The sequence below is a fragment of the Variovorax sp. LjRoot130 genome, from assembly GCF_964253755.1.
GTDB lineage: Bacteria > Pseudomonadota > Gammaproteobacteria > Burkholderiales > Burkholderiaceae_C > Variovorax.
On the sequence record NZ_CAXURM020000001.1, the window covers coordinates 5,487,295 to 5,506,722 of the forward strand.

Annotated in this window: 18 protein-coding genes; 6 read left to right on the forward strand and 12 right to left on the reverse strand. The window is 68.5% G+C overall.

Going from position 1 to position 19,428, the window contains the following annotated elements; all coding sequences use genetic code 11:
* Positions 1–21 precede the first annotated feature (21 nt).
* The 4 genes from ACSQ86_RS27195 to ACSQ86_RS27210 are packed head-to-tail and all read right to left on the reverse strand — an operon-like array spanning position 22 to position 5,574.
* Positions 22–2,091, reverse strand: coding sequence for a spermidine synthase (locus ACSQ86_RS27195; RefSeq protein WP_436309986.1), 2,070 nt, complete (start codon positions 2,089–2,091; stop codon positions 22–24).
* Between the two features lie 23 nt (positions 2,092–2,114).
* Entirely contained in the window at positions 2,115–4,154 is a 2,040-nt protein-coding gene (locus tag ACSQ86_RS27200) for a spermidine synthase (RefSeq protein ID WP_436309987.1), read from the reverse strand.
* A gap of 5 nt (positions 4,155–4,159) precedes the next feature.
* Positions 4,160–4,618: a DUF2214 family protein gene (locus ACSQ86_RS27205; RefSeq protein WP_436305858.1), complete on the reverse strand. Its 459-nt coding sequence runs from the start codon at positions 4,616–4,618 to the stop codon at positions 4,160–4,162.
* A complete protein-coding gene (locus ACSQ86_RS27210) occupies positions 4,615–5,574 on the reverse strand; it encodes a LysR family transcriptional regulator (RefSeq protein WP_436305859.1) in 960 nt (319 codons plus the stop codon). The genes ACSQ86_RS27205 and ACSQ86_RS27210 overlap by 4 nt, the downstream gene beginning before the upstream one ends.
* 95 nt (positions 5,575–5,669) lie before the next feature.
* Between ACSQ86_RS27210 and ACSQ86_RS27215 the strand changes: the two genes are divergently transcribed.
* From ACSQ86_RS27215 to ACSQ86_RS27230, 4 genes are read left to right on the forward strand one after another with little or no spacing between them, the layout of a single operon-like run.
* A complete protein-coding gene (locus tag ACSQ86_RS27215) occupies positions 5,670–6,614 on the forward strand; it encodes a chromate resistance protein ChrB domain-containing protein (protein ID WP_436309988.1) in 945 nt (314 codons plus the stop codon).
* Positions 6,611–7,984 (forward strand): chromate efflux transporter, encoded by a 1,374-nt coding sequence (chrA, locus tag ACSQ86_RS27220; RefSeq protein ID WP_436309989.1) that lies wholly within the window; start codon positions 6,611–6,613, stop codon positions 7,982–7,984. The genes ACSQ86_RS27215 and chrA overlap by 4 nt, the downstream gene beginning before the upstream one ends.
* A gap of 10 nt (positions 7,985–7,994) precedes the next feature.
* Positions 7,995–8,618 carry a rhodanese-like domain-containing protein gene (locus tag ACSQ86_RS27225; RefSeq protein WP_436309990.1) on the forward strand — a complete coding sequence of 208 codons (624 nt, stop codon included), beginning with the start codon at positions 7,995–7,997 and terminating at the stop codon, positions 8,616–8,618.
* On the forward strand, positions 8,615–9,073 hold the full coding sequence (locus tag ACSQ86_RS27230) for a chromate resistance protein ChrB domain-containing protein (RefSeq protein ID WP_436305863.1): 459 nt from the start codon (positions 8,615–8,617) through the stop codon (positions 9,071–9,073). Before ACSQ86_RS27225 ends, ACSQ86_RS27230 begins: the two co-directional genes overlap by 4 nt.
* A gap of 20 nt (positions 9,074–9,093) precedes the next feature.
* On the opposite strand, the gene ACSQ86_RS27235 is transcribed toward ACSQ86_RS27230, so the two are convergent.
* Genes ACSQ86_RS27235 through ACSQ86_RS27250 form a run of 4 tightly spaced genes read right to left on the reverse strand, consistent with a single transcriptional unit; the run spans position 9,094 to position 13,119 of the window.
* On the reverse strand, positions 9,094–10,017 hold the full coding sequence (locus ACSQ86_RS27235) for an SMP-30/gluconolactonase/LRE family protein (RefSeq protein ID WP_436309991.1): 924 nt from the start codon (positions 10,015–10,017) through the stop codon (positions 9,094–9,096).
* Positions 10,018–10,024: 7 nt separating this feature from the next.
* Positions 10,025–10,996, reverse strand: a complete 972-nt coding sequence (locus tag ACSQ86_RS27240; RefSeq protein WP_436309992.1) for a Bug family tripartite tricarboxylate transporter substrate binding protein — start codon at positions 10,994–10,996, stop codon at positions 10,025–10,027.
* Positions 10,997–11,000: 4 nt separating this feature from the next.
* A complete protein-coding gene (locus tag ACSQ86_RS27245; protein WP_436309993.1) occupies positions 11,001–12,194 on the reverse strand; it encodes a CaiB/BaiF CoA transferase family protein in 1,194 nt (397 codons plus the stop codon).
* Positions 12,187–13,119: a hydroxymethylglutaryl-CoA lyase gene (locus tag ACSQ86_RS27250; RefSeq protein ID WP_436309994.1), complete on the reverse strand. Its 933-nt coding sequence runs from the start codon at positions 13,117–13,119 to the stop codon at positions 12,187–12,189. The genes ACSQ86_RS27245 and ACSQ86_RS27250 overlap by 8 nt, the downstream gene beginning before the upstream one ends.
* Before the next feature lie 104 nt (positions 13,120–13,223).
* Here ACSQ86_RS27250 and ACSQ86_RS27255 point away from each other — a divergent pair, with 104 nt between their 5' ends.
* Positions 13,224–13,964: an IclR family transcriptional regulator gene (locus tag ACSQ86_RS27255; RefSeq protein ID WP_093109972.1), complete on the forward strand. Its 741-nt coding sequence runs from the start codon at positions 13,224–13,226 to the stop codon at positions 13,962–13,964.
* A 24-nt stretch (positions 13,965–13,988) separates the two neighbouring features.
* Here ACSQ86_RS27255 and hisC read toward each other — a convergent pair whose 3' ends face one another.
* Entirely contained in the window at positions 13,989–14,984 is a 996-nt protein-coding gene (gene hisC / locus ACSQ86_RS27260; RefSeq protein ID WP_436309995.1) for a histidinol-phosphate transaminase, read from the reverse strand.
* A 204-nt stretch (positions 14,985–15,188) separates the two neighbouring features.
* Here hisC and ACSQ86_RS27265 point away from each other — a divergent pair, with 204 nt between their 5' ends.
* Positions 15,189–17,366: a malate synthase G gene (locus ACSQ86_RS27265; RefSeq protein WP_436309996.1), complete on the forward strand. Its 2,178-nt coding sequence runs from the start codon at positions 15,189–15,191 to the stop codon at positions 17,364–17,366.
* Between the two features lie 10 nt (positions 17,367–17,376).
* Here the strand turns inward: ACSQ86_RS27265 and ACSQ86_RS27270 are convergent, their stop codons facing one another.
* The 3 genes from ACSQ86_RS27270 to ACSQ86_RS27280 all read right to left on the reverse strand — a co-directional run bounded on the left by ACSQ86_RS27270 (position 17,377) and on the right by ACSQ86_RS27280 (position 19,361).
* On the reverse strand, positions 17,377–18,150 hold the full coding sequence (locus ACSQ86_RS27270; protein WP_093109969.1) for a hypothetical protein: 774 nt from the start codon (positions 18,148–18,150) through the stop codon (positions 17,377–17,379).
* A gap of 1 nt (position 18,151) precedes the next feature.
* Complete coding sequence (locus ACSQ86_RS27275; protein ID WP_436305870.1) at positions 18,152–18,370, reverse strand: hypothetical protein; 219 nt, start codon at positions 18,368–18,370, stop codon at positions 18,152–18,154.
* Positions 18,371–18,656: 286 nt separating this feature from the next.
* Positions 18,657–19,361, reverse strand: a complete 705-nt coding sequence (locus tag ACSQ86_RS27280; protein WP_436309997.1) for a ProQ/FINO family protein — start codon at positions 19,359–19,361, stop codon at positions 18,657–18,659.
* Positions 19,362–19,428 lie beyond the last annotated feature (67 nt).

Below are 19,428 nucleotides of genomic sequence, written 5' to 3' on the forward strand. Positions count from 1 at the left end.
GGGAAGACCGCAGCACTTTTCTTACTTCAGCACACTGAAGAGGTCGTTGAAGTCGTCGGTCCAGGGCTTCTGGCCCGGGATCGGCTTGAGGACGGAAGTGGCGCCGCGGATCGGGTCGCGCACCAAGGCCTGCGGGTCGCGCGACACCAGCACCCAGTCGGTCTCGTGCAGGCTCGTCGATTTGTCTGGCTGGTCCACCACCAGCGCCGCGTGCAGGCCCTTGGCGCGCGCGATCTTGTCGACCACCGGCGCCAGGGCCAGGTAGCGATTGCTCACATGGAAGGCGATCACGCCGCCGGGCTGCATGTGGCGCAGATAGACATCCATCGCCTCTGCCGTGATCAGGTGAACGGGTATCGAGTCGCCCGAGAAGGCATCGACCGCGAGCACGTCGAATCGTTGCGGGCTCTCGCGCTCCAGCGCGAGCCGAGCATCGCCCAGCACCCGCTCGATGCGCGCCGCACTGTCGGCCAGGAAGCTGAACTCGCGATCGGCCAGCTCGAAGACCAGCGGGTTGATCTCATAGAAGCGGTAGACATCGCCCGGCCGGCCGTAGACCGCCAGGGTGCCGGCGCCGAGGCCGATCAGCCCGACGCGGCGCGGGCCCGCCGGCGCGGCGGCGATCGCGCGTCCGATACCTGAGGTGGGCCCGTAGTAAGTCGTTGGCTCGCGGCGCAATGCGGGCGCGAGGTACTGCTCGCCGTGCTTGATCGAGCCGTGATAGAGCTTGCGCATCGCGCCCTTCGCACCGCTGCGCGTTTCCGTGGTGAGCAGCGCGCCGTAGAAATTGCGCTCCATGCGAAAAATGCCGACCGCATCGCTCTTCACCTGCTGCACGAAGAACCAGGCGCAGCAACCGGCCAGCGCCAGCGAGGCCGCGAGGCCGACGCGCTTGCGGCGCCACAGCGCGGCAGCAACCAGCGCGCACAGGACCAGGCCGAGCCCCAGCTCGTAGTAGGCCGGCAAGACATGCGGTGCGACGAGCCCCACGCTCACGCCGCCGATGGCGCCGCCGAGCGAGAGCATCAGGTAGAAGCGCGTGAGCCAGGCCGCCGCGGGACGCATGCGGGCCATCTCTCCATGCAGGAACATGCACAGGGCGAACAGGCCGACGACGTAGATCGGCAGCGCGGTCTTGATGTTGGTGCCGATGCGGTGCTGCAACCCGAAGGCGCACAGCAGGAGCATCGCTGCGGCCAGCGGCAGGAACACGCGGCGGCGGTACCAGCGGTCACTCTCGAAGGTGAGCACGAAGGTCAGCAGGTAGACCGACAGCGGCAGCACCCACAGGAAGGGGATGGACGCCACGTTCTGCGTGATGTGGTTGGTGATGGCGAGCAGCAGCCACGAACCGAGCGCCGGCAGCGCGAGCCAGAGCAGGTAGTCAGTGCCGCGCGGCTTCGCGGCCGGCGCAGCGGCCGGCGCGGACGCGGGCGCGGCCTGCGTGGCCGTGGTCCAGTTCCGCGCCATGTACAAGGTGGTGCTCGCACACAGCAGCACGAAGACGGCGTAAGCCACCGACCAGCCCCAGGCCTGGTGCAGCAGTGTGCTGCGCGGTTCGATCAAAAGCGGATAGCACAGGAGCGAGACCAGCGAGGCCAGGTTCGAGAGCGAGAAGTAGCGGTAGACCTGCGCGCCCCAGGGCGTGCGCGCCACCCAGGACTGCACCAGCGGCCCGGTGGTGGAGAGCAGGAAGTACGGCAGGCCGATGGTGCCGACGAGCAGGCCGAGGATCCACAGCGTCGGGTCTTCGGTACCGGTCGGCTTCCAGCGCACGCTGGTCACGATCGGCAGGAAGACGAGGCTCGCGAGCAGCAGCGCGACATGCAGCCGCGCCTGCGCGCGCACGCCGAGCCGGCGCGTGATCCAGTCCGAGTAGGCATAACCTGCCAGCAGCACGACCTGGAAGAACACCATGCAGATCGACCACACCGCGGCCGAGCCGCCGAACCAGGGCAGGATCTGCTTGGCGATCAGTGGCTGGACCAGGAACAGCAGGAAGGCACTGGCGAAGATGGTGCCGGCGAACAGTGCCTTGACGTAGGCCGGCCGCATGCCGGCCGCGCCTCGCGAGAACCCCTTGATCGTCATGCAGGCGTTCTCGGACCCGGACCCTACTTCAGCACGCTGAAGAGATTGTTGAAATCGTCGGTCCAGGGCTCGAGGCTCGCAATCGGCTCGGGCGCAGAGGTCGCGCCGCGAATCGGATGGCGCATCAGCGCCTGCGGATCGCGCGCGACCAGCACGTAGTCGGTGGCGCGAAACGGGGTGCTCTCCGCCTCGTCGTGAACCAGCGCCCCGTGCAGGCCCTTGGAGTCTGCGATCTTCTGGATCACCGGGGCCAGCGCGATGTAGCGGTTGGTGACGTTGAAGACGATCACGCCGCCCGGCTGCATGTGCCGCAGATAGACATCGATGGCCTCGGCAGTGAGCAGGTGGACGGGCACCGCGCCGCCCGAAAACGCATCGACCGCCAGCACGTCGAAGGCCTGCGGGCTGTCGCGCTCGAGCGCCAGCCGCCCGTCGCCAGTCACGCGTTCGATGCGCGCGGCGCTGTCGGCGAGGAAGCTGAACTCGGTGTCCGCTAGCTTGTACACCTGCGGATCGATCTCATAGAAGCGGTAGACGTCGCCGGCCCGGCCGTAGGCCGCGAGCGTGCCGGCACCGAGCCCGATCACACCGACGCGCCGCGGCCGCAGCGGCGCCGCGGCGATCGCCCGCCCGATGCCGGAGTCGGGGCCGTAGTAGGCCGTCGGCTCGCGCCTGCGCGCGGGCGCCAGGTATTGCTCGCCGTGCTTGACCGAGCCGTGGTACATCTGGCGCACGTCATCGGCCGGATCGGCGCGGTGCGAGTCGAACGTGATCACCGTGCCGTAGAAATTGCGGACCATGCGCCGCGCGCCGGTCACGTCGTGGCGCACCTGCAGCACAAGGAACCACGCGCAGCAGGCGGCGAGCGCCAGCGTCGAAAACACCAGGATGCGCCGGGTGCGCAGCAGCGCCACGCCGGCGAGCGCGACGAGCACCAGGCCGATGCCCAGCTCGTAGTAGGCCGGCAGCACGTGCGGCGCCACCAGCCCCACCGTCACGCCGCCTGCGGCACCGCCGAGCGACAGCATGAGATAGAAGCGCGTGAGGTAACGCGCGCCCGGGCGCAGCCGCGCCATCTCGCCGTGCAGGAACATGCACAAGACGAACAGGCCGGCGACATAGATCGGCAGCCCGGTCTTGACGTTCGAACCGATGTTGTCCTGCAGCCCGAAGGCGCAGAGCACCAGCATGACCGCCGCCGCCGGCAGCACCACGCCGCGGCGGTACCAGCGGTCGCTCTCGAAGGTCAGCACGAAGGTCAGCAGGTACACCGACAGCGGCAGCACCCACAGGAAGGGGATGGACGCCACGTTCTGCGTGATGTGGTTGGTGACCGCCAGCAGCAGCCAGGACGCGAGCGCCGGCAGCGCCAGCCACAGCAGGTAGTCGGCGGTGCGCGGCGGCGCGTCGGGCACGACGGTGGCGCGATCGACCTTCGAGGCGGGCACGACCGTGCTCGCGGCCCAGCGGCGCGAGACATAGAGCGTGGTGGCGCTGCACAGCACGGCGAAGAGACCGTATCCCCATGACCATCCATAGCTCTGCTGAAGCACCGTACTGCGCGGTTCGATCAGCACCGGGTAGCTCAAGAGCGAGACCAGCGAGGCCAGGTTCGACAGCGAGAAGTAGCGGTAGACTTGCGCACCCCAGGGCGTGCGCGCGACCCAGGACTGCACCAGTGGCCCGGTGGTGGAGAGCAGGAAGTACGGCAGGCCGATGGTGCCCATCAACAGGCCGAGGATCCACCAGGTCGGATCTTCGGCACCGGTCGGTTTCCAGCGCGCGCTGGTCACGATCGGCAGGAAAGCCAGGCTCGCGAGCAGCAGCGCGACGTGCAGCCGCGCCTGCGCGCGCACGCTCAGCCGGCGCGTGATCCAGTCCGAGTAGGCGTAGCCCGCCAGCAGCACCACCTGGAAGAACACCATGCACACCGACCACACCGCGGCCGAGCCGCCGAACCACGGCAGGATCTGCTTGGCGATCAGCGGCTGCACCAGGAACAGCAGGAAGGCGCTGGTGAAGATGGTGCCGGCGAACAGCGCCTTGACGTAGGCCGGCTTCATGCGGGCTAGCTCCGCGCGCCGAAGCCGCGTGCCAGGAACACGGCGACCAGCGGGATCAGCACGAGCAGGTGCGCCTGGATCATCACCAGCCGCCGGGTCTTCTTGATCTCGGCCTCGCTCGGCAGGGTGCCGGTGGAACGCACCGCCTTGCGCCAGCGGAAGTAGGTCAGCGTCGGGAAGATCGAGATCACGCCGATGATGATGAAGAGGGTGAGCTTCACGTGCAGCAGCGGATTGGTCCAGTACCAGGTGGTGCCCTTCATGCCCCACCAGGTGCGCGCGACGCCGGTCGCGAGCACGGCGATGGCGGAGAAGCCGTAGACCATGTCGACCTTGGCGAGGCGCTCGACCACCGCGGCGTTGAGCCACTGCACGCGGCACAGCGCGGCTTCGCTCGAGATGAAGACCACCATCGTGAGGATGGCCAGGATGTGCAGGGAGGCAAGGATCGCTTCGAGGGTCATCGTGGTTTTTCCTGTTGTTTCGACTGCGCAGCGATTGTGCCGCCCCAGAACTCCGGCCGCGCATACTGCGCCTTCAGAAAATCGAGCCACAGCCGCACGCGCAGCGGCAGATGCTTGCGTTGCGGGAATACCGCGTAGATGCCGTTGGGCGGCGCCGCGAACTCGTCGAGCAGCGGCACCAGCAGGCCGGCGTCGATCTCGGCCTCCACCTCCCAGGTGCTGCGCCAGGCGATGCCGTGGCCGGCCAGGCACCAGTCGTGCAGCACCTGGCCGTCGGAGCAATCGAGCGGGCCGGTCGGCTTGAGGTAGATCACTTCGTGCTCGCCGCCCACGGTCGGCACGCGGAAGGCCCAGCCGCGGGTCTGCGAGGCATCGCTCGACAGGCTGAGGCAGGCGAAGCGCGCCAGCTCGCCCGGATGCCGCGGCGCGCCGTGCCGACGCACGAACTCGGGCGTGGCGACGCAGCGGCGCCGGTTGTCGGCCAGGCGCAGGCTCACCAGCGAGGAGTCCGGCAGATCGCCCACGCGCACCGCGCAGTCGTAGCTCTCGCCTGCCACGTCGATCACGCGGTCGCTGAGGTTGAGCGAGATCGTGACCTCCGGATGCAGCTCGTGGAAGCGAGGCACCAGCGGCGCGACATGGCGCCGGCCGAAGCCCGCCGGTGCCGTCACGCGCAGATGGCCGGCGGCCTTGACGCCGCCGGCGCTCACGCTGGCCTCGGCGTTCGCGAGCTCGACCAGCAGGCGCTGGCAGTCCTCGAGGAAGGCGCTGCCCTCGTGCGTGAGCGTGATGCGGCGCGTGGTGCGCAGCAGGAGCTTGACGCCCAGGCGCTCCTCCAGCGCATCCAGGCGCCGGCCCATGATCGCCGGCGCCACGCCCTCGGCCTTGGCCGCGGCCGTCAGGCTGCCGCGGGTGGCGATAGCGACGAAGGATTCGAGTTGCTTGAGTCTGTCCATGGCGGGGCGTCAATGATGCATGCGCTGCCGGCGCCACCACCCAGCTCCGAATTTTGATATTGATACTACATTGTTTGTAGCGTATGCTACTCACCATGTGGGCCATCCTGATCGTCACCCTTCCGACCCAGCCGAACGCGGTGCGCCTGCGCATCTGGCGGGCGCTCAAGGCGCTGGGGTGCGCGGCGCTGCGCGACGGCGCCTACCTGCTGCCCGACGCGCACGCATCGATCCTGGAGTCCCTGGCCGCCGAGGTGCGCGAGCACGGCGGCACGGCGTCGGTGATGACGCTCGCGCCGCGCGACGAAGCCCAGCGCGTCGAGGTGCTGGCGCAGTTCGATCGCACCGATGCCTATGCGCAGTGGCGCGAAACCGCGACGGCGCTGCAGCTCGAACTCGAAGGCCTGGCCGAAACCGAGGCCAGGCGCCGGCTGCGCGGCGTGGCCGACGCGCTGCAGGCCTTGCGCGGCATCGATTACTACCCCGGCCCGGCCGCCGAACAGGCCGAGTCCGAACTGCTGGCGCTGCGGCGCACGCTCGACGCCAGGTTCTCCAAGGGCGAACCGCAGCCGCGCCCGAACGACGGCATCGAGCGACTGGATCGGGCCCGGTTCCAGGGCAAGCGCTGGGCCACCCGCGCGCGCCCGTGGGCGGACCGGCTGGCCTGCGCCTGGCTGGTGCGGCGTTTCATCGACCCGGCGGCCGAGTTCGTCTGGCTGGACGGGGCCCGCGCCCCGGTTCGCACGCCGCGCGGCGCCATCGGCTTCGACTACGACGGCGCGCGCTTCACCCACGTCGGGACGCGCGTCACCTTCGAAGTGATGGCCGCGAGCTTCGGCCTGGAATCCGATCCGAGGCTGCAGCGCGTCGCCGGTGCGGTGCACTATCTCGACGTCGGCGGCATCCCCGTGCCCGAAGCGGCCGGGCTGGAAGCGGTACTGGGCGGCCTGCGCGAAGTGCACGCCAAGGACGACAAGCTGATCGCCGCCGCGGCGGCCGTATTCGATGCGCTGTATGCGGCGCCGGGAGCATCTTCGTGAGCGCCACTTTGGAGAAAACGGGCGAGGCGATCGCCACGCCCGACCCCGTCAGCTTCGGCGAGGCCTTCCGCTTCTGGCTCAAGCTCGGCTTCATCAGCTTCGGCGGGCCGGCGGGGCAGATCGCGATCATGCACACCGAGCTGGTCGAGCGCCGGCGCTGGATCAGCGAGAAGCGATTTCTGCACGCGCTCAACTACTGCATGCTGCTGCCCGGTCCGGAGGCCCAGCAGTTGGCCACCTACATCGGCTGGCTCATGCACCGCACCTGGGGCGGCATCGTCGCCGGCGCCTTGTTCGTGCTGCCCTCGCTCTTCATCCTGATCGCGCTGTCGTGGATCTACCTGCGCTTCGGCGACGTGCCGGTGGTGGCCGGCATCTTCTACGGCATCAAGCCGGCCGTGACGGCGCTGGTGCTGCACGCGGCGCACCGCATCGGCACGCGCGCGCTCAAGAACCCCTGGATGTGGGGCATCGCGGCGGCGGCCTTCGTGGCCATCTTCGCTTTCGACACGCCTTTCCCGGCCATCGTCCTCGCGGCCGGGCTGATCGGGCACTTCGGCGCGCGCCGGGCGCCCGCGGTGTTCGCGCTCGGCGGCGGCCACGGCAGCCAACAGCAGAGCTACGGACCGGCGCTGATCGACGACGACACGCCGACGCCGGCACACGCGCGCTTCTCGCGCAGCCACCTGGCGAAGCTGCTGGCCGTCGGGCTGGGCGCGTGGGCGCTCGCGATGGGCGCGCTCGTCGCCATCCAAGGCCTGCAGGGCACGTTGACGCAGATGGGCTGGTTCTTCACCAAGGCGGCGCTGCTGACTTTCGGCGGCGCCTACGCGGTGCTGCCCTATGTCTACCAGGGCGCGGTCGAACAGCACCATTGGCTCAGCGGCGCGCAGATGATCGACGGCCTGGCCCTGGGCGAGACGACCCCGGGCCCGCTGATCATGGTGGTGGCCTTCGTGGGCTTCGTCGGCGGATGGGCGAAGCAGGTGCTGGGACCCGATGCGCTGTTCCTCGGCGGGGCACTGGCTGCCACGGTCGTCACCTTCTTCACCTTCCTGCCCTCCTTTATCTTCATCCTGGCGGGCGGGCCACTGGTCGAGTCGACCCACGGCAAGCTGGGCTTCACCGCGCCACTGTCCGCGATCACCGCGGCGGTGGTGGGCGTGATCCTGAATCTCGCACTGTTCTTCGCGTACCACGTGCTGTGGCCGCAGGGCTTCGGCGGCCGCTTCGATCTCGTCTCCGCCGTCATCGTCGTGGCCGCGGCCATCGCCCTGTTCCGCTTCAAGCTCGGCGTGATGCCGCTGCTCGGCGCCTGCGCACTGGCGGGGCTCGCCGTCACGTTGGGCAGGCCGCTGCTTTTCCCCTGAGGAGAGTTCCATGGATGCATCCGTCCTGCCCCCACCGATGACGCTGGCCCTGGCCGCCAATTTCGGCAGCGTCGAGCGTTGGCGCGAGGAGTTCATCGCGATGGCCAGAACGCCCGGTGGCGCTTCGAACTCCGTGCTGCTGATGTTCCAGTCGCGCGAGGGCACGCTCGTCAATCAGCAGGCGCCCGGCGGCGACGGCATACCGATCCTGGCCGTCGACAAGCAGGAAGACATCGAAGCGTTCATCGCCGCCATCGACTGGAATCCGGTGTACGAGCGCTACCAGGAGGCCGTGCATGCGGCGAGCGAGCCCTTCGGTGCGCGCCAGGACGAGGTCGCGGACGCCTTGCTGCTCGACGTGCGTCGCGCCGGCGTGTTCGAACAGGCGGCATCGATGATTCCCGGCGCCCGTTGGCGCGACCCGGCCGATGTCGGCCATTGGGCCGGCGAATTGCCCACCGACCGCGAGGTGGTCGTCTACTGCGTCTACGGCCACGAGGTGGGGCGCTCGACGGCGATGCGCCTGCGCGCCGCGGGCCTGCAGGCGCGCTACCTGCGCGGCGGTATCGACGGCTGGCAGAGCGCCGGGCGACCACTCGCCGCCAAGCCCGGCAAGCAAGGAGCGACATCATGAAGTGGGTGACCCGCGAACGCCCGAAGATCGACCGCATTGCCTGCCCCTGGTTGATCCTGCGCTTCATCGACCGCGAGGCCGAGTTCCTCTACGTGCCGGCGCCGGAGGTGCTGCGCATCGCGGCGGACACCGGCGCCACGCCCTACGACATCCCAGGGGTGGAGATGAGCCATGTCGGCGAGCTGTGCAGCTTCGACGCCTTCCTGACGAAGTACCGCCTGGACGAGCCGTCGCTGCTGCAGCTGGCCGCCATCGTTCGCGGCGCCGACACCTCGCGGCCGGACCTCACGCCGCAGTCGGCGGGGCTGTACGCCATCTCGCTCGGTCTGTCCCGCATGTTTGCCGACGACCACGAGATGCTGCGCCACGGTTTGGTGATGTATGACGCGCTGTATGCGTGGTGCCGCGAGGGGCGCGGCGAAACCCACAACTGGCCGCCGCTGATGACGGCCTGAGGGGGCAGGGCCCGCATAGGCTAGGACCGGTGGGAGAACAGCGGCACGCCCGCCACGGGCAGCTCGGCCGACAGCACGGTCCCGGTCGCCGATTCGGTCATCACCAGCTCCCGTGTTCCCGGCCTGAACGCCACATTGGTAACGGTCTGGCCGCCCGGACTGCGCACGAAATGCGTGATCTCGCCGCGCGCATTGAGTACGAAGGCACCGCCCAGGCTCGCATGCGCCACCACCAGGCTGCCGTCGTCCGCGAGCGCCAGGCCGTCGGGTCCGCTGGTGCCGAAGAAGCTCTGGAAGGCGCCCATCTTCGAGATGCTGCCGTCGGGCAGGAGCGGCGCGCGCCACACCTGGTTACCGCGCGTGACGGCGACGAAGAGCAGCTTGCCGTCTTCGCTCACGGCGATGCCGTTGGGGCTGGGCGCGTTGGAGAGCAGCAGATCCAGCTTGCCATCGGTGCCGAGGCGATAGACGCGGCCCGTGGGATCGTGCAGGCCGGTCTGGCCCTGGTCGGTGAAGAAGAGACGGCCATCGCTATCGAACGTCAGGTCGTTCACCCCCTTGAAGGACTCGCTGTTGCGGTGCGCAAGCACGGGCTCGATCGCTCCGCTTGCCGCATCGAGCTTCAGGATGCCGCGCCGGTAGTCGGCGATCCAGAGGCTGCCGTCGGCATGGATCGCCACGCCGTTGGGCCAGCCTTCGTACTGCACGACCAGTTGCCAGTCGAGCACCGGCGTGATGCGGAAGATGCGGCCGTAGGGAATGTCGGTGACGTACAGATTGCCGGCCCGGTCGAACACCGGCCCTTCGAGGAAGCTGTCCATCACATGGCCGGGCTTGTTGGCATCGACCCAGTCGGTGCGGCGCGGCTGTCGCAATGCATCGGGCAGCCGCGTCAGCACGCGGGCCTGGATGATTTCCGGCGGCTTGAAGCTCAGGCTCCACATGGCCCGCTCACTCCGGCTGCACGCCGGCGGCCTTGATGACCGCACCCCAGTCCTGCGTCTGGCTCTTCACGTAGTTCTGGAACTCGGCCACCGCCATGCCGCCGGGCGCCGCGCCCTGCTCGGCGAAGCGCTTGACCAGCTCGGGCGAGGCCAACGCCTTCTTCACCTCGGCCTGCAGCTTGTCGATGATTGGCTGCGGCGTGCCCTTGGGCGCGGCGATGCCGAACCAGTTGGTGGCGTTGAAGGCCCTCATGCCGGCCTCGGCACTGGTCGGCACATCGGCCAGTGCGTCGAGCCGTTTCGGCGAGGTGACCAGCAGCGCGCGCACCTTGCCGCCCTTGACCTGCGGGATGGCCGTGGGCGCGGCGGTGACCAGCACGTCGACCTGGCCCGACACCACGCCCAGCATCGCCTCGCCCGCGCCCTTGTAAGGCACGTGCGTGAGAGCCAGCTTGCCGTGCTGCTTGAAGAGCTCGCCGCCCAGATGGGTGGAGCTGCCGACGCCGCCGGAGCCGAAGGTGAGCTTGTCGGGACTCTTGCGCGCGGCATCGACCAGGTCCTGCACCGTCTTGTAGGGCGAGGCGGCGCCGACCACCAGCACCAGCGGCGCATCGACGATGGTGGTGACCGGCACCAGGCCGCTCGCGTGGTCCCACGGCAGCTTCTTGAACAGGTGCGGCAGCATCGCGTAGGTGGTGTCGTTGACCAGGAAGCTGCTGCCGTCCGCCGGCGCCTTGGCCACCATGTCGGAGCCGATGGTGCCGCTGGCACCGGCCTTGTTCTCGACATAGAAGGACTTGCCGGTCTGCTCCGTGAGCTTCTGCGCGATCTGGCGCGCGGCGTAGTCGGTGGTGCCGCCGGGTGCGTAGGGCACGACCAGACGCACCGGCTTGTCGGGCCAGGCGGACTGGGCCATCGCGGGCAGGACGGCGAGGGTCGCGGCGCAGGCGAGCAGCGCGCGGCGTGGGATGGAAGCCATGGGTTCAGTCTCCGGTGGCGATGTTCTGCGTCTTCAGTTCGGCGATCTGCGCGTCGCTGTAGCCGACCTCCTTCAGCAGCGCGTTCGTGTGCTCGCCGAGCAGCGGCGGCTGGATGCGGATGCCCGGGCGTTCACCGCCGAGCGTGAAGGGCATCAGCGGCACCTTCGAGGTGCTGCCGTCGTTCATGCGGATCGGCGCCAGGCCGCCGGTGGCGTTGAGGTGCGGATCGTCGAACAGCTCCTGCGGCTTGGTGATGGGCGCGAAGGGCAGCTCGTTCTTCTCGAACACGGCGCTCAGTTCGGCCGCGCTGTGGCCCGCCAGGTGCGAGCGCAGCATCGGCATCATCCAGTCGCGCGCGAGCACGCGGTCGTTGTTGGTCTTCAAACGCGGATCGGCCAGCATCTCCTCGAGGCCGAAGGCCTTGCAGAAGATGGTCCACTGCTTGTCGCTGACGGCGGCCAGGAATATCTGCTCGCCGTCCTTGACGGTGAAGACGTCGTACACGGCCCAGGCCGAGATGCGGCTGGGCATCGGGTCGGCCGCTTTGCCGGTAGCGGCGAACTGCATCATGTGCTGCGCGACCAGGAAGATGTTGTTCTCGAACAGCGCCGACTGCACCTCGCAGCCACGGCCGGTCTGCTCGCGCTGGCGCAGCGCCGCCATCGCGCCGATGGCGCCGAACATGCCGCCCATGATGTCGTTGACGCTGGTGCCGGCGCGCAGCGGGTCGCCGATGCGGCCGGTCATGTAGGCCAGGCCGCCCATCATCTGCACCACCTCGTCGAGCGCGGTGCGATGGTCGTAGGGGCCGGGCAGGAAGCCCTTGTGGCTCACGTAGATCAGGCGCGGGTTGAGCTGCTTCAGGCTCTCGTAGTCCAGCCCCAGCTTCTTCATCGTGCCGGGCTTGAAGTTCTCGCTCACGATGTCGGCGGTGGCGACGAGGCGCAGCGCAGCCTCGACGCCCTCGGGCTTCTTGAGGTCGAGCGCGATGCTCTTCTTGTTGCGGTTGAAGGTCGGGAAGAAGCCGGCGCCGGAGCCCAGCAGGCGCCGCGTGGCATCGCCTTCGATCGGCTCGACCTTGATGACCTCGGCGCCGAGATCGGCCAGCAGCATGCCGCAGGTAGGGCCCATCACCATGTGGGTGAATTCGACGACACGGACGCCTTCGTACGGCAGGGGAGCGGTGCTTTCAGACATGTGCTTTTCCTTGAATGAATCCCTTGGGCAGGCCGGCCTCGGGCGTCATGCCGTAGACCGGCTCGCCCGGCAGGCCGGCCATGAGCGGCGCGCGCGCCGCGATGAGTTTTTCGATGTCGATGCCGGTGGCGACGCCCATGGCCTCGAACATGAAGACCAGGTCTTCGGTGACGACGTTGCCGGATGCGCCGGGCGCATAGGGACAGCCGCCGAGGCCGCCGAGCGAGGCATCGAAAGTGCGCACGCCCTCCTCGTAGGCCGCGAGGCAGTTGGCCAGGCCCAGGCCGCGCGTGTTGTGCATGTGGGCGGCGCCGGCCTTGTCGCCGAGCTCGGCGCGCAGGCGCCTGAAGAGATGGCGCACCTGCGCCGGGTTGGCATAGCCGACCGTATCGGAGAGCCCCGATTCGTCGGCGCCGGCGGCCACGCATTGCGCGGCCAGCCAAATGACTTCGTCTTCCGGCACCTCGCCCTGCAGCGTGCAGCCGAAGGCGGTCGAGATGCCGGCCTCGAGTTTCACCTGCGGCGCGATCTCGCGGCGCAGTTCGGCGATGGCGCGCACCTCTTCGACCATCTCTTCGCGCGTCTTGCGCACGTTGGCCAGCGAATGCGCGGCGCTGGCCGACACCGGCATCGTGAGCTTGTGCACGCCCGCCGCGAGCGCGGCTTTGGCGCCCTTGCGATTGGGCACCAAGGCCATCACCGTGAGGCCGGGCAGCGTGACGGCGTGGCGCACCACCTCGGCAGCGTCGGCCATCTGCGGCAGCAGGCGGGCCGGCACGAAGGAAGCGACTTCGATCTCGCGCACGCCGGCGGCGTACAGGGCATCGATCCAGCGCAGCTTGTCCGCCGTGGGCATCGTCGCCTTGACGGACTGCAAGCCGTCGCGCGGGCCGACCTCGCTGATGAGGACATCGGGACTTGTCATCGGGCTTGTCTCCTTGAAGGGCGCTTGACAGTTCTAACTAACAGAACTAAATTCTGTTTTACAGAATTAGACCGCAGCACGCCCTCCACTGTCAACCCGAAGCCATGCCCCGCAAAGCCCACACCGAATCGGTCTCCGACCTCAACGCCGCGCCGGGCGGCGCCGCTGCGGTCGATCGGGCGCTGAGCCTACTTTCATGCTTCCAGCCCGGCGACGAGGCGCTGACGCTGGCGCAGTTCGCCGAACGCACGCAGCTCTACAAGAGCACGGTGCTGCGCCTGCTCGCCTCGCTCGAGCATGCGCGCCTGATCCGCCGGCAGGAGGACGGCCGCTATGCGCTCGGCATGGAGATCGCGCGGCTGCACGGCCTTTACGCGGCCTCGCTCTCGCTCGACCGCATCGTGCCTCCGGTGCTGCGCGAGCTGGTCGCAGCCACCGGCGAGAGCGCGTCCTACCACGTGCGTCAGGACCAGGGCGACAGCTGGGCGCGCCTGTGCCTCTACCGCGTCGATTCACCGCACGTGGTACGCGACCACGTGCGCGCCGGCGACCTGCTGCCCAACGACCGCGGCGCCGGCGCCCGCATCCTGATCGCCTTCGGCCCCGAGGCCGAACGCCCGCGCGGCAGCAAGGAGCGCAAGCTCTACGACGCCATCCGCGCCCAGGGCTACTGCGCGATGGTCGGCGACCGCTCGGCCGAACTGGGCGGCATTTCGGCGCCGGTGTTCCACGCCGACGGCCGCCTGGCCGCGGCGCTCACGCTGACGATGCCGGCGCATCGCTATGACGAGCGGCACATCGAACCCGTGCGCGCCGCCGCGAGCCGACTCAGCGGGCAGGTTTGAAGGACCGGACTTTGCCGAGCGGGATCAGCGTGCTGGCGCGTTGTCGCGGAGCGCGTCAAGCACGGCCTCGTTCTGCTCGGCCAGGCCGACCGTGATGCGCAGCCAGTGCGGCAGGCCGTAGTTGTCGAGCAGCGAGACCTCGATGCCGGCGGCCAGCAGGCGCGCATGCACGGTGCGCCCCTCCCCGACCTGCACCATCACGAAGTTGCCCGACGACGGAATGGAAGCCAGCCTGAGCTCGTGCAGCCCGTTCGCGAGTTGCGCCCGCCCGATGGTGTTGAGCTGGTAGCTGCGCGCGAGAAAGGCCGCGTCAGCCAGCGCCGCCACCGCTGCGGCCTGGGCCGGCGTGCTCACGTTGAAGCGCGGCCGCTGTGCATTCAGGCGCGCTGCCAGCGCCGGCTGCGCGACGCCGTAGCCGATGCGCAGCCCGGCCAGCCCGTAGGCCTTGGAAAAGGTGCGCGCCACGATCAGATTCGGGAAGCGCCGCACCCAGGCGATGCTGTCGTAGCGTTGTGCCGGCGCGAGGTACTCGGTGTAGGCCTCGTCGAGCAGCACCGTGACGTGCGCCGGCACCGCCTGCAGGAATTCGAGCAGCGGGCCCGCTTCGATGAAGGTGCCGGTCGGGTTGTTGGGATTGGCCACGAAGACCAGGCGCGTGTCTTCGCCGATGGCCGCCCGCATGGCGTCGAGGTCGTGGCCGAAATCGCGCGCCGGCACCACGGTGCTTCTCGCATGGGCATGGGCCGCCGCCTGCGCATAGACGATGAAGCCGTATTGCGAATAGACCACGCCTTCGCCGGGCTTGACGCTCACCTGCGCCGCCAGCTCGAGGATCTCGCTCGAGCCGCTGCCCAGCGTCAGCCAGTCCATCGGCACGTCCAGCCGCGAGGCCAGCGCATGCTTGAGCGCGGTGCCGTTGCTGTCGGGATAGTTGCCCGCGCCTTCCATCGCTGCTGCTGCGGCGCGGCGCGCCGATTCGGGCATGCCGAGCGGGTTTTCGTTGGATGCCAGCAGGATCATCGCTTCGAATCGTAATTATTTAAGAAGTTAAATTATCCGGGGCATGTACATCGCTCCTATCAGGGCCTACCCTTTGAGCCGAAGCCTGGGCGGGCCGCGATTACCTTCAATTTGGTCATTGATAAAACCCGCGCACGGCTCTTACTTATCAGCCAGGTATCGAATAAAGTCTTCGGCTGCATTCGATTTCAAGGAGTAGAGAACATGACCGCCCGCACCACCGTCCACGGCCTCCAGGTCGCCGACGAGCTCCATCGCTACATCGAAGACAAGGTGCTGCCCGCCACCGGCGTGGCCAGCGCGACCTTCTGGAAGGGCTTCGACGCGATCGTCGGCGAGCTCGCGCCGAAGAACATCGCGCTCCTGGCCGAACGCGACCGGCTGCAGTCCGAAATGGACGCCTGGCACAAGGCCCACCCCGGTCCGATCGCCGACATGCGGGCGTATCGCACCTTCCTCGAGAAGATCGGCTACCTGCTGCCGCAACCCAAGGACGTGAAGGCCAGCACCGCAAACGTCGACGCCGAACTCGCGCTGCAGGCCGGCCCGCAGTTGGTGGTGCCTATCCTCAATGCGCGCTACGCGCTCAACGCCGCCAACGCACGCTGGGGCTCGCTGTACGACGCGCTCTACGGCACCGACGCGATCCCCGAGACCGGCGGCGCCGAGAAGGGCAAGGGCTACAACCCGGCGCGCGGCGCCAAGGTGATCGCCTTCGCGCGCGGCGTGCTCGACCAGGCGGCCCCGCTCGAGAACGGCTCGCACAAGAACGCGACCGGCTACTCGGTCAAGGACGGCCAGCTCGTGGTGGCGCTGCAAAGCAGCAGCACCCACCTCGCCGACCCGGCGCAGTTCGCCGGCTACCAGGGCGACGCGGCGGCGCCGAAGTCGGTGCTCATCAAGCACAACGGCATCCATATCGACATCCAGATCGACCGCACGACCGCGATCGGCAAGACCGACCCCGCCGGCATCAGCGACGTGGTGCTCGAAGCCGCGCTCTCCACCATCCTCGACCTCGAGGACTCGGTGGCCGTGGTCGATGCCGCCGACAAGGTGCTCGCCTACTCGAACTGGCTCGGCATCCTGCAGGGCACGCTGACCGAGGAAGTCGCCAAGGGCGGCAAGACCTTCACGCGCGGCCTGAACCCCGACCGCGAATACACAGGCGCCGACGGCCGGCCGGTCAGCCTGCACGGCCGCTCGCTGATGTTCGTGCGCAACGTGGGCCACCTGATGACCAACCCGGCCATCCTCTATGGCGGCGGCAAGGAGATTCCGGAAGGGATCATGGACGCGGTGATCACCACCACCATCGCCACCGTCGACCTGAAGCGCAAGGGCAACTCGCGCACCGGCTCCGTCTATATCGTGAAGCCGAAGATGCACGGCCCGGCCGAAGTGGCCTTCGCGAGCGAGCTCTTCGGCCGCGTCGAAGAGATGCTGGGCCTGCCGGCCAACACCGTGAAGCTGGGCATCATGGACGAGGAGCGCCGCACCAGCGTCAACCTCAAGGCCTGCATCGCCGAGGCGGCCGCGCGCGTGGCCTTCATCAACACCGGCTTCCTCGACCGCACCGGCGACGAGATGCACACCGCCATGCACGCCGGCCCGATGCTGCGCAAGGGCGACATGAAGACCACGCCGTGGATCCAGGCCTACGAGAAGAACAACGTGCTGGTGGGCCTGTCGTGCGGCCTGCGCGGCAAGGCGCAGATCGGCAAGGGCATGTGGGCCATGCCCGACTTGATGGCCGCGATGCTGGAACAGAAGATCGGCCATCCCAAGGCCGGCGCCAACACCGCCTGGGTGCCCTCGCCCACTGCCGCCACGCTGCACGCGCTGCACTACCACCAGGTGAGCGTGGCGAATGTCCAGAAGGAGCTGGAGAAGATCGACGCCAACGCCGAGCGCGACAACATCCTGGGCGACCTGCTCAAGGTGCCGGTCGTGCCCGAAGCGAAGTGGTCGGCCGAGGAGCGCCAGCAGGAGCTCGACAACAACGTGCAGGGCATCCTCGGCTACGTGGTGCGCTGGATCGACCAGGGCGTGGGCTGCTCCAAGGTGCCCGACATCCACAACGTGGGCCTGATGGAAGACCGCGCCACGCTGCGCATCTCGAGCCAGCACATCGCCAACTGGCTGCTGCACGGCGTGGTGACCAAAGAGCAGGTCGACGCCACCTTCCAGCGCATGGCCGCGGTGGTCGACGGGCAGAACGCCGGCGATCCGCTCTACCAGAACATGGCCGGCAACTTCGCGACCTCGGCCGCGTACAAGGCGGCGCAGGAGCTGGTGTTCAAGGGCATCGCGCAGCCGAGCGGCTACACGGAGCCGCTGTTGCATGCTTGGCGGTTGAAGGTGAAGGCGGGCGAGGCCTGACGCCGAGTCTTCAGGCGCCGCCGGCCAGGCGCGACTGCACCTCCCGGCGGCTGAGCTGCCGCTTGGCGACCGCGTACACGCAGTCCTGTCCATACATGGCGCGCGTCGCCGGCACACCGGGCGCCGGCGGCTGGCGCGCGTGCGCGCGGGTCACCTTGCAGCGGCGCAGCACGTCATAGCGCTCTGCCGTCGCTCCCGTGCCGAGCGGCAGCGGCGCGAGCCTCACTTCGAACCAGCAGCCATCGACCCGATGCCACTGCGTGACGCTGTCGATCACGTGGTACTCGGCATAGGGTTGGTCCGTGTGCCGCTGCGCCCGTCGCGCCCGCTCCTGCTGCCGCGCCTTGTGCTGGCCTCGATTCGGCAACAACACGCCGGTGACGGGGTGAACGAACAGTTCGGTGTATGAATGCTCGCGCACCGGCACCCACGCCGGAGGTCCAGGCCAACGGCGCCAGACCATCACCATGCCATCGATCCATCGCGTCTCGCGTTCGACGAACTGGTCGACGTGCTGATGGATGTGGGCCTGCACCGTGTTGCGACGGTCGATACCCCTGCACAGCTCGGAATACACCGCGTCCCACGGCCGGTGCGCCTGCTTGTGCAACCAGCGCTTGAGCGGCGCGAGGTTCTCGTTGAAACCCTTGGGGTGCGCGTATCCGCGCTGCATGCCCAAGTGCGCGCCGCGATCCCTGCTGTTGCGCCAGATGCGCCCGTCGCCCTGCACGCCGCCGCCGCGACGGGGGCGCTCGACGATGACCTTGTCCATGTCCTCGCGCATCTCAAGGCTCCTCGACCCATCGCACGGCTTTTTGCAAGGCCACGCGTTGCGCGCGCCGTTCGGCGCGGCGGCTGCGCAAATGCCGGCCTGCACCCTGGCTCGACGCGCGATGCGCCATCGCGGCAACCACGGGGTTGCGCGGCGCCGGCGCGGCCGGCAGCGGAAAGTAAAAACGGGCGAGACGTTTGTCGTCGTCACGCGCCCTGCGTCGCGAACTCATATCCGCACTCCAAAAAACAAAGCCCCGGCAGATGGCTGCGCCGGGGCCGTTGTGTCGACGGGCCGCGGCGGGACGTATGCACGTCCGGCCGGGGCGGTCGGAGTGCGAGTCAGAAGTTCAGAAAACGGTTCATGGAAAGTAAAGCTCGTCAGGGAGGTTGATCGTCACCGGACGCACAGCAAACGCTTGCTGAAACGAAGCGCGGATTGTGGCGAGACCGGCCACCGCCTGCAAGCGCAGAGCCGGTGGTTGTGGCGCGAAGACGACGGCGGTTGCGTTCGTGTGGCTACTCGGACTGCGCGCGCGCGCGCGCGCGCTCCAGCGTCCGTCCTACCTCGGCCGGATCCATCCCATACATCTCCGCGAACTCCGCCACGCTGCGCCCGCTGGCCTCGAAGGCACGCAGCAGCGCCTCGCGCTTGGCGGTGCGCGCACCCCATTCGGCGAAGGCCTCGTCGAGCACGGCGTTCGATGCCTCGTCGTTCGTGCGAACGACGAGCATGTATTCCTCGCGCGAGAGGCTCGAGGCTTCGATGGCTTCGACCAGCCGCGCGCGCAGTTGGGGCCGCAAGTCGTCGGCCGTGCGCGCCTGACGCCGGCGGAACACTTCGAGGATCGCGTGGTGAACATGCTCGGGCGCGACGTCTTCCACTGGTACGCCATTCAGGTCATGGCGCTTCTCCCCCGCGGCCACCGCCTCGAGGTAGCGGGTGGAGCGCGCATGAAGGCCCAGCGCGATCTTCAGGTCCTCCTTCTTGAATTCGTCGGGGTGCAGCGCCAGCAGGTCCTGGAACACGCCGAGCTTGAGCGGCAGGAAACGCGCGCCGAACATCTTCGGGTAGAGCTCGAACAGGCGTTCGAGCACGGGGTTCACCTTGCGCGGACGCGGCGGGGCCTTGGGCGCCTTGGCGTCCTGGGACTTGGGCTTGCGGCGGGGGCGGCCGCCTTCCTTCTTCTTTTCGGTGGTCGGTGCGGGAGCGGTGTCGGTCATCAGAAAAAACTTTTCTCTCGATATGGTTGCCCCGGACTGTAATGCCGCGTGGTCTCCTTCCTACAGG